Here is an 8,706-nt window from a genome sequence, read left to right as displayed (position 1 = left end):
TCTTCGTTCTTTAACACTATACGATATTTTTTCAATTAAACTTTTGCTCAAGTCCGAATCGAATTCCAATTGGGCATCTCGAGTTATTTTTATCATATGTGCATCAATACTTTCATAGTCGAAAATATTGAAAATATGGTCTAAACTATATCGAATTACATCGTCTAATAAAATAATATATTGTTTATCTGAATTTGAAGGCAAAACTACAAATCTGTTAATTGTTTTTGGAATTTCAACAATGGCGTATCTAATTTCTTTATCGTTATCTAATTGAGAAATTAATCCTGATTTGTTTTTATTCATTACCAATTTTACTGCTAAATATCCTGAAGTATCTTTAATTAAAGGAAATTCAACTAAATCATTTAACATGATGGTAACTAATTCTGGACTTACTTTTTGAATAAAAAATTCTTTAATAAACGTTTCTTGGTCTTTATTAATTTGTTTTTCATTAATGATATAAATCCCTTGTTTTTCAAGTTTTTTTTCAATATCGTTTAATATTCGTAAACTTTCAGATTGATGTTCAATTACAATTTCTGTAATATCTTTCAATAATTGTTCTGCAGAAATATCGCCTAACATTGGTTTAGTATCAATTTTTTCTAATGTCATTCTGCGAATTGCTGCATATCGAACACGGAAAAACTCATCTAAATTATTTGAAAAAATACCTAAAAATCGTAATCTATCTAATAAAGGTACATTTTCGTCTGCGGCTTCTTGCAAGACTCTTGCGTTAAATGCTAACCAGCTTTTTTCTCTATCAATGTATGGATTCATTCTTTTATTTGTTCTGTTTATATAGACAAAATAGTGTCTAAAATATTGGTTTTACAATTAATTTAAACTTAAAATATGTACTACCAAATTTAGGTATAAAGGTATTGTTTTCAATGGTATTTAACAAAATTTGATGAAAATATAACATTTATTCAATCCGTGCTTTTATATTTTTTGAAGGAATTTATAAAACAAAAACAGCATCAAAACTAGTTTTAATGCTGTCATTTGAAGCTATAATTCTAAATTATATTTTAATACCTGGAGGTAATAACTGTTGAAATTTTTTATTTTTTCTAAAAAAAGAAACAATTTTTGTGTTGGTTGGCACTACTTTAAACTTTCTTTCTTCAGCGATATCTAAAACGGAAGTTATAAATTGATTTACTTTATCTTCTTGTTCGTTTTCGTTTGCACAAAGCTTGGTTAAAAATATCTTCCTTTCTTGAATGGCGTATTCAATGGTTAAAAGTCCGCAAGCGGTTTTTGTTTCAAATTGTCTTAATAATTCATTGTCTTTAATTTCCTCAACTAGCATAAATCTGGGTTTTAAATACTAACAATTCTTAATTGTTTGTTAAAATGTCTGCAAATTTACAAAAAAATAAAGACAAATCAAGTAGTAAACAAATGAAAATCATAACAATAGAAAATTATTTGTTAAATTTTCATATTTATAACTAAAAAAGAAACTCATTTAAAATTAAAATTATAATTTTAAGGCACAAAATCATCAAACTAATGTCAAAATCACACGTTTACTTTGTTCCTGGTTTAGCTGCAAGTATAGAAATATTCGAAAATATAAAATTACCTAAGGAACAATTTGAAATGCATTATTTAGAATGGATTTTACCAATTTATAATGAAACCATTCAAAGTTACGCTAAAAGAATGTGCGAAGGCATTACACATAAAAATTGCGTTTTAATTGGTGTTTCATTTGGTGGAATAATGGTTCAAGAAATGTCTGAAATCATTAAAACCCAAAAAGTCATCATTATTTCAAGTGTAAAAAGCAACCAAGAATTGCCTATTCATATGAAATTGGCTAAGGCTACAAAATTATATAAAGCATTACCTACCAGTCTTTTAGGGCAAGTAAATTATTTATCAAGATACATAAAAGGTAGAGGTTTACTCGCTAAAAGAGTAAAATTATACAACAAATATTTATTTATGAAACAAACTAAATATTTAGATTGGGCAATTGAAAATGTATTACTTTGGCAAAGAAATATTCCTGATGAAAAAGTTATTCATATTCACGGTGATGAAGATATGGTTTTTCCAATTTCAAACATAAAAAATTGCATTGTTGTAAAAGGAGGAACTCATATTATGATTGTAAATAAATACAAATGGTTGAATAAAAATTTACCTAATTTAATATTAGAATAAACAAAAAAACATATATAGTTGCCTTTATTAAAAGAGATAATACTAAAATTACATACTTATGAAATACCTAAATAAAACCATATTTTTATTCGCACTATTCATTATTTGCGGATTGTTAATTTATGCTACTTCTTACCAAAACGTAACGAAAAAAAATCATGTAGAATATCCTACTGATATGGATTTTTGTGGGGAAAAAGTTCCAACCAATCAAGCAGATGTAAAAGAACGTTTGGACAGAGAAATGTTAGTAAATATTAATTTAAATGCTTCAACTGCCATTTTAATTAAAAGAGCCAATAAGGTGTTCCCTATTATCGAACCCATATTAGCGAAATATAATGTTCCCGATGATTTTAAATATTTAGCTGTAATTGAAAGTGGTTTAATTAATGCTGTTTCGCCATCTGGTGCAAAAGGCGTTTGGCAATTTATGCCGGGAACTGCTAAAGAAAGTAAATTAGAAGTAACAGATCAAGTAGACGAACGTTATCATATTGAAAAATCTACTCAGGCTGCTTGTGAATATTTAATTAAGGCCAAAAATAAATTCGGAAATTGGACAGTAGCGGCCGCATCGTATAATGGTGGTATGACAGGATTACAAAATCACATTAATTTTCAACAAACTTCAGATTATTACAGTTTATGGTTAACCGATGAAACCTCTCGTTATGTTTTCAGAATTTTAGCTTTGAAAGAAATTATGAAAAATCCAGAAAAATATGGCTATTTAATTCCTAAAGAAGCCTTATACCCAAAAATTAATACAAAAAAAATAATGGTAGACTCTACTATTACAAATTTGTCTACATTTGCTATAAGTCAAGGAATTAACTATAAAATTTTAAAAACACATAACCAATGGTTGCGTGATAAAAAATTAGATAATCCAACAAAAAAAATATACGAAATTGAAATTCCATTAGAAGGATATAATAAATAAAATGAAAAGTAAAATGACCTTACAAATAATATTGTCTTTAATTCTTATCGGAATTTTAGCAGGAGTACTAAGCGGATTGGTTGGCGTTGGCGGCGGCATAATTATGGTGCCGTTATTAGTCATGTTTTTCGGATTTAATCAACACCAAGCACAAGGTACAAGTTTAGCGGTATTAGTAGTGCCAGTTACAGCTGTTGCTGTTTTTAATTATTATAAAGAAGGACAAATTAATATAAAATACGCAGCAATTATTGCCGTTTTTTTTGTCATAGGTAGTATTTTCGGAAGTAAATTTGCGCTAACATTAGACCAAAAAATATTAAAGAAAATTTTTGCCGTAGTGTTATTAGTTATTGCAGGAAAAATGTTGTTAGACAAATAATCTATACTTAATTGAAAAGTAAAAAAATTGTAATTTCAGGGATTAATATGGTAGAAGGTGGTATATTTACTATTCTTCACAATGCCTTACAAGAACTTTCTAAACACATTGAAAACAAGGAAGTTGAAGTTGTCGCTTTGGTTCATGACGCCTCGAAATTTCAATTCTCAAATATTTCAATTATTGAGATACCACTTTCAAAAAAATCTTGGTGGTTTCGTTTGTATTATGAGTATTTTTATTTTAAAAAATTATCTAAACAAGTACAACCTGATATTTGGTTTTCACTTCATGATACCACACCAAATGTAGTAGCAAAAAAACAATTTGTCTACTGCCATCATCCAACAACATTATTTAAACCTACTTGGAAAGATTGGAAATTTAATTACAAAATTGGTGTTTTTTCTGTTTTGTACGACATGCTATTTAAAATAAACATCACTAAAAACCATACTGTTTTTGTACAGCAACATTGGATAAAAGAAGTATTTGAAAAGCGATTTAACATCACAAATATAAAAGTTGCCATACCAAAATATGTGGAGGAAATTACTTCAGAAAAATACAATTTTGAAGCTAATAAAATTCACTTTTTCTATCCGAGTTTTCCAAGAAGCTATAAAAATCATGAAGTAATATTAAAAGCAATAAAAGCATTGCCAAAAAACATTTCAGAACATACTCAATTTCATTTCACCACAATAAAAGATAATAAAGAAAAATACGCCCAATTTTTAATAAAAAATTATAGCGATTTAGAAAACGTGCATTTTTATGGAAAAGTAAAAAGAAGTCAATTATTATCAATGTACAACGCTATGGATTGTTTACTTTTTCCATCAAAAATAGAAACTTGGGGCTTGCCAATTTCTGAAGCAAAAGCATATAACAAACCCATGTTTTTAGCCAATTTACCTTATGCTAAAGAAGCTTGTGGCGATTATGAAAAAGCTACTTTTTTTGATGAAAATAATGCTACTGAGTTGGCAAAACTAATTACTGAATTTGTAGAAGAAAAACATATGTTTCAAGGAAATACTTCACAGTTTGATACAAGTAAAGATTTACACAACTGGAAAGAAGTTTTCCAATATATTTTAACTGATTAAGATGGCATTTTTTACCGTAATAATTCCGCTTTACAACAAAGAAAAGTATATTAAAAACGCAATTGAAAGTGTTTTAGATCAGACTTTTACAGATTTTGAAATACTAGTTATTGACGATTTTTCTTCAGATAAAAGTGCTGTAATTGCCTCAAAATTTGAATCAGAAAAAGTACAATTAATTTATCATGAAAAAAATTGCGGCTTATCCACAACTAGAAATTCTGGAATAAAAAAAGCGAATTCTAATTACATTACTTTTTTAGATGCAGATGATTTATGGAAACCAACATTTTTAGAAAGTATCTTTCAATTAATTCAAAATTTTCCAGAAGCGAGAATTTTTGGTACAAATTATGAAGAAATTTGGGATACAGTAATTAAGAATCCTCGCAATGGATCTGAAATTTTACCAATAAATTTTACAGGTTATATCAACTTTTTCAAAATAAATGTAAAACAAGGTATTTATAATCATGGTTCCATTTGTTTTCATAAAGAAGTGTATGAAAAGGTTGGTTTTTATAATGAAAAAATAAATTTTTCTGAAGATTTAGATTTTAACATAAGAGCCAATTACAATTTTAAACTGGCATATACTAACTCAATACAAATGCGTTATTTTATGCAAACAGAAAACCAACTTACTCAGAGTTCATTACTTAACAAAACCATTCCAGACTTTGATACTTATGAAAATTGGGAAAAAACCAATTCAGATTTAAAAAAATATCTCGATTTTGAACGATATGTTTTAGGAAAACGCTTAAAGAAAAATAACGATTTGCGTTGGAAAAAAATGATTGCAACTATTGATTCAAGAAACTTAAATTGGAAACAAAATGTTCTTTTAAAAATGCCTAGTCTTGTTTTGAATACGCTAGATAAATTGAAGTTGTTTTTATTAAAGTTAGGTATAAAAACAAGTACGTATTGATTTTTTTGGATGTTGAAATTAATAATTACTATTTTATAAAACTCAAATAATCCTTATAACTTCTTATATAATCGTTTTCCGAAAATTCTTCTGAAGCCAACACCAAACACACTGAACCTGAAGAAAAGTTTTCTAATTCTCTCCAAATGTTGTTTTCAATTAGCAAACCTTTGTCAGGTCTATTTAAAGTAATAATTTCTTTCGATTTTCCATTCTTCAAAACCACATCAAAACTTCCCGAAATAGCAATTAAAACTTGTTTAAGTTTTTTATGCGCATGTCCACCTCGTTTTGCACCACTTGGCACATCAAACAAATAATACACACGTTTTACATCAAAAGGAATCGTATCATTTTCAATAACACCAATATTACCTCTAGTATTGTTTATTTTTGGGATATCTATGATTTTATAATTCATTTCTTTTTATTTTTTTAAATGGTTTAACCATTCGTTACCAATAGTTTCTAAACTAAACTGTTTCACACTTGATACCGCGTTTTCTTTACATTGTAAATATAAATTATTATCCGATACAAATAGGTTCATCGCTTCAATTAGTTTGTCAGTATCCTGATTTTCAATTAACAATCCGTTCTGTTTGTTTGAAATAATTTCTTTCGGACCCGATGCGTAATCCCAAGAAATTATTGGAGTGCCGCAAGCTAAAGATTCCAATAATACCATTGGCATACCCTCATATTTACTGGTTGAAATTGTAAATATCGCATTTTTATAATATCGAAATGGATTTTTTACGTTTCCTTTAAAAATTACCATGTCTTGTAAGTTTAGACTTTCTGCTAATTTTATCCATTTGTTTTTCAGTTTTCCTTCACCTAAAATAATTAATTTAATTTTTTTTGAAGGTAAAATCGAGTTGGCGTAACATTCAACTAATTTATTAAACTGTTTTATGTTTTTATTCATACTTCCAGCAGATAAAACATATTGAAAATCGTTAGTAACTTCTTGTTTTGATTGGTTTGAAATGAATTCAAAATCAATAGGATTGTATATTAGTTTAGTGGGTAAAAAATTATAATTTTTATTGACTTTCTCCTGAATTCCTTTCGAAACAGAAATAAATTGCTGACAATTTCTGTATAACAATTTCGCTAAGAATTTATTTTTCGGCACATACGATTTGATTTTAAAACTATGTATGGTTTGAATAAATTTAGGAAATACAAAATTATGAATAATCATTTCTTGTAACAAATACTCTTTGGTTCGAAAATCAATTACATAATCGAAATGATTGGTGTCAAAAAATTGCTTCAAGGCAAAAAATCGTTTACTTCTACTCCACCAACTATTTCTTTTATCTTTTAAATGCTCTAAATGAAATAATTTACCAGAATAATCATAGGCTACTTTTCCTGAAAACACAACATGATAAACCTCTATATCTTGATTTTCAAAATAATTAGATAATAGTGCTGCACAACGTTCTGCTCCTCCATCAGAAAGCGTTACGGTAACCAAGCAAATTTTTAATCTGTGAGATTTTTGACTCAAAAGTTATAGTTTTTAACAAATATAAAAATATTCAATAAACTATGGTTGTCATTCTTTAAATTTATAAATACTTTGTATATTTGAACAACAATAATAGGCCTAAATATATGACATTTATAAAAACTACAGAGCAAGCATCAAAATACGAACATTTGGAAAAAATGTCAGTGAACGAATTGCTTACTCACATCAATACAGAAGACAAAACAGTACCATTAGCAGTTGAAAAAGCGTTGCCAAATATTGAAGTATTAATTGAACAAATTATTGCTAAAATGAAAATAGGTGGACGATTATTCTATATTGGCGCTGGAACCTCTGGTAGATTAGGCGTAGTTGATGCAAGTGAATGTCCGCCAACGTTTGGTGTAGATTTTGATACCGTTATTGGAATTATTGCAGGTGGCGATACCGCTATTAGAAAAGCCGTAGAATTTGCTGAAGACGATAAAGAACAAGCGTGGAAAGACTTACAAGCGTGGAAAATTAATGAAAATGATGTTGTAATTGGTATTGCCGCCTCTGGTACGACTCCGTATGTGATTGGCGGATTGCAAAAATGTAATGAAAATAATATTATTACCGGAAGTATCAGTTGTAATGCGCAAAGCCCGCTTTCGCAAACAGCAAAATATCCTATTGATGTAATTGTAGGACCTGAATTTGTTACTGGAAGCAGCAGAATGAAAGCAGGAACTGCACAAAAATTAGTATTAAATATGATTTCTACGTCCACTATGATTGCTTTAGGTAAAGTAAAAGGCAATAAAATGGTAGATATGCAATTAAGTAATGATAAATTAATTGATAGAGGAATACGAATGATAATGGATGAAATTCCAGTGTCGTATGAAATAGGTACCAAATTATTACAAGAGTATGGCAGTGTAAGAAAAGCTGTTGATTTCTATATTAGCCAAAAACAAAAATAGTATGTCTGTAAATAAAATAATACTAAACAAAGGACTTCGTATATTATTAGGTTCACTGCCCACACTTTTTGTAGGTGTGTTTATCTTAAATAGTAGTTTTAAAAATCAAAAACATCCTTTATTTATTTATGTGGCGATTTTAGGTGTGTTAGTTTGTGGCTTTTCCGTTTATTTAATGTTTAAGGGCATAAATACAATAATGAAAAGCATATTTGAAAAATAAAAAAATGTCAGGCAATATATACAATATATTAGGTGGAATAATTTGGTGGCTGTTTCATTTTGGGAAAAACACTTTAAGCATTGAGACAAATGAAAAATATTATATTAGAAACCAAATTACTATATTCATTTTCAACTTATTAATAGTTACTACAATTATTCTCTATTTTATTTATTTTTAATGAAAAAAATCATATTATTATTCGCATTAACTCTTGTTTCTTGTTACAATCAAGAAAGAAAGTGTACCGATTTTAAAACCGGAAAATTTACTTCAGAAACCACTTTTGATGGTAAAAAACTAACCAGTTCATTTGAAAGAAATGATTCTATTCAAATTGAAAACTATAATCAAGTTATCGATACTTTTTCTATACGATGGATAAATGACTGTGAATATATTTTAGAAAATGTGAAGCCAAAAAACAGAGCAGAAAAAAAAGCAATTCACGTTAAAATACTAAAT

General features: G+C 27.9%; 11 protein-coding genes and 1 pseudogene. 8 read left to right on the top strand and 4 right to left on the bottom strand.

Annotation, left to right across the window (positions count from 1 at the left end; all coding sequences use genetic code 11):
* Positions 1–789: pseudogene (locus ACIQZ1_RS09065) on the bottom strand (polyphosphate kinase 1); the annotation flags it as partial.
* A gap of 247 nt (positions 790–1,036) precedes the next feature.
* Positions 1,037–1,327: an N-acetyltransferase gene (locus ACIQZ1_RS09060; protein ID WP_396148953.1), complete on the bottom strand. Its 291-nt coding sequence runs from the start codon at positions 1,325–1,327 to the stop codon at positions 1,037–1,039.
* 203 nt (positions 1,328–1,530) lie between these two features.
* Between ACIQZ1_RS09060 and ACIQZ1_RS09055 the strand changes: the two genes are divergently transcribed.
* From ACIQZ1_RS09055 to ACIQZ1_RS09035, 5 genes are read left to right on the top strand one after another with little or no spacing between them, the layout of a single operon-like run.
* Positions 1,531–2,190 (top strand): alpha/beta hydrolase, encoded by a 660-nt coding sequence (locus ACIQZ1_RS09055; protein ID WP_396160651.1) that lies wholly within the window; start codon positions 1,531–1,533, stop codon positions 2,188–2,190.
* 58 nt (positions 2,191–2,248) lie between these two features.
* Positions 2,249–3,136, top strand: coding sequence for a lytic transglycosylase domain-containing protein (locus ACIQZ1_RS09050; protein WP_396160649.1), 888 nt, complete (start codon positions 2,249–2,251; stop codon positions 3,134–3,136).
* Between the two features lie 13 nt (positions 3,137–3,149).
* On the top strand, positions 3,150–3,518 hold the full coding sequence (locus ACIQZ1_RS09045; protein ID WP_396160647.1) for a sulfite exporter TauE/SafE family protein: 369 nt from the start codon (positions 3,150–3,152) through the stop codon (positions 3,516–3,518).
* Positions 3,519–3,529: 11 nt separating this feature from the next.
* Positions 3,530–4,630 (top strand): glycosyltransferase, encoded by a 1,101-nt coding sequence (locus tag ACIQZ1_RS09040; protein WP_396160645.1) that lies wholly within the window; start codon positions 3,530–3,532, stop codon positions 4,628–4,630.
* Position 4,631: 1 nt separating this feature from the next.
* On the top strand, positions 4,632–5,564 hold the full coding sequence (locus ACIQZ1_RS09035) for a glycosyltransferase family 2 protein (protein WP_396160643.1): 933 nt from the start codon (positions 4,632–4,634) through the stop codon (positions 5,562–5,564).
* Positions 5,565–5,592: 28 nt separating this feature from the next.
* Here the strand turns inward: ACIQZ1_RS09035 and ACIQZ1_RS09030 are convergent, their stop codons facing one another.
* Entirely contained in the window at positions 5,593–5,985 is a 393-nt protein-coding gene (locus ACIQZ1_RS09030) for a sugar 3,4-ketoisomerase (protein ID WP_396160641.1), read from the bottom strand.
* A 6-nt stretch (positions 5,986–5,991) separates the two neighbouring features.
* The gene (locus ACIQZ1_RS09025; RefSeq protein ID WP_396160639.1) at positions 5,992–7,086 is read right to left on the bottom strand and encodes a glycosyltransferase; all 1,095 of its coding nucleotides are present in this window, start codon (positions 7,084–7,086) and stop codon (positions 5,992–5,994) included.
* Positions 7,087–7,193: 107 nt separating this feature from the next.
* On the opposite strand from ACIQZ1_RS09025, the gene murQ reads away from it, so the two are divergent.
* From murQ to ACIQZ1_RS09010, 3 genes are all read left to right on the top strand, one after another.
* A complete protein-coding gene (gene murQ, locus ACIQZ1_RS09020; RefSeq protein WP_396160637.1) occupies positions 7,194–8,018 on the top strand; it encodes an N-acetylmuramic acid 6-phosphate etherase in 825 nt (274 codons plus the stop codon).
* Position 8,019: 1 nt separating this feature from the next.
* Positions 8,020–8,241 (top strand): DUF6095 family protein, encoded by a 222-nt coding sequence (locus tag ACIQZ1_RS09015; protein ID WP_396160635.1) that lies wholly within the window; start codon positions 8,020–8,022, stop codon positions 8,239–8,241.
* A gap of 180 nt (positions 8,242–8,421) precedes the next feature.
* Positions 8,422–8,706: DNA topoisomerase IV (locus ACIQZ1_RS09010; RefSeq protein ID WP_396160634.1), on the top strand; the 285-nt coding region annotated here is incomplete at its 3' end.

This window comes from Flavobacterium sp., assembly GCF_044341185.1.
Taxonomy (GTDB): domain Bacteria; phylum Bacteroidota; class Bacteroidia; order Flavobacteriales; family Flavobacteriaceae; genus Flavobacterium.
Note: the sequence above shows the minus strand (reverse complement) of the source record. Positions and strands in the feature narration are given on the sequence as shown.

Coding starts and splice junctions, on each gene's coding strand:
- ACIQZ1_RS09060 (WP_396148953.1), bottom strand. CDS start 1,327: ATGCTAGTTGAGGAAATTAAAGACAATGAATTATTAAGACAATTTGAA.
- ACIQZ1_RS09055 (WP_396160651.1), top strand. CDS start 1,531: ATGTCAAAATCACACGTTTACTTTGTTCCTGGTTTAGCTGCAAGTATA.
- ACIQZ1_RS09050 (WP_396160649.1), top strand. CDS start 2,249: ATGAAATACCTAAATAAAACCATATTTTTATTCGCACTATTCATTATT.
- ACIQZ1_RS09045 (WP_396160647.1), top strand. CDS start 3,150: ATGACCTTACAAATAATATTGTCTTTAATTCTTATCGGAATTTTAGCA.
- ACIQZ1_RS09035 (WP_396160643.1), top strand. CDS start 4,632: ATGGCATTTTTTACCGTAATAATTCCGCTTTACAACAAAGAAAAGTAT.
- ACIQZ1_RS09030 (WP_396160641.1), bottom strand. CDS start 5,985: ATGAATTATAAAATCATAGATATCCCAAAAATAAACAATACTAGAGGT.
- murQ (WP_396160637.1), top strand. CDS start 7,194: ATGACATTTATAAAAACTACAGAGCAAGCATCAAAATACGAACATTTG.
- ACIQZ1_RS09015 (WP_396160635.1), top strand. CDS start 8,020: ATGTCTGTAAATAAAATAATACTAAACAAAGGACTTCGTATATTATTA.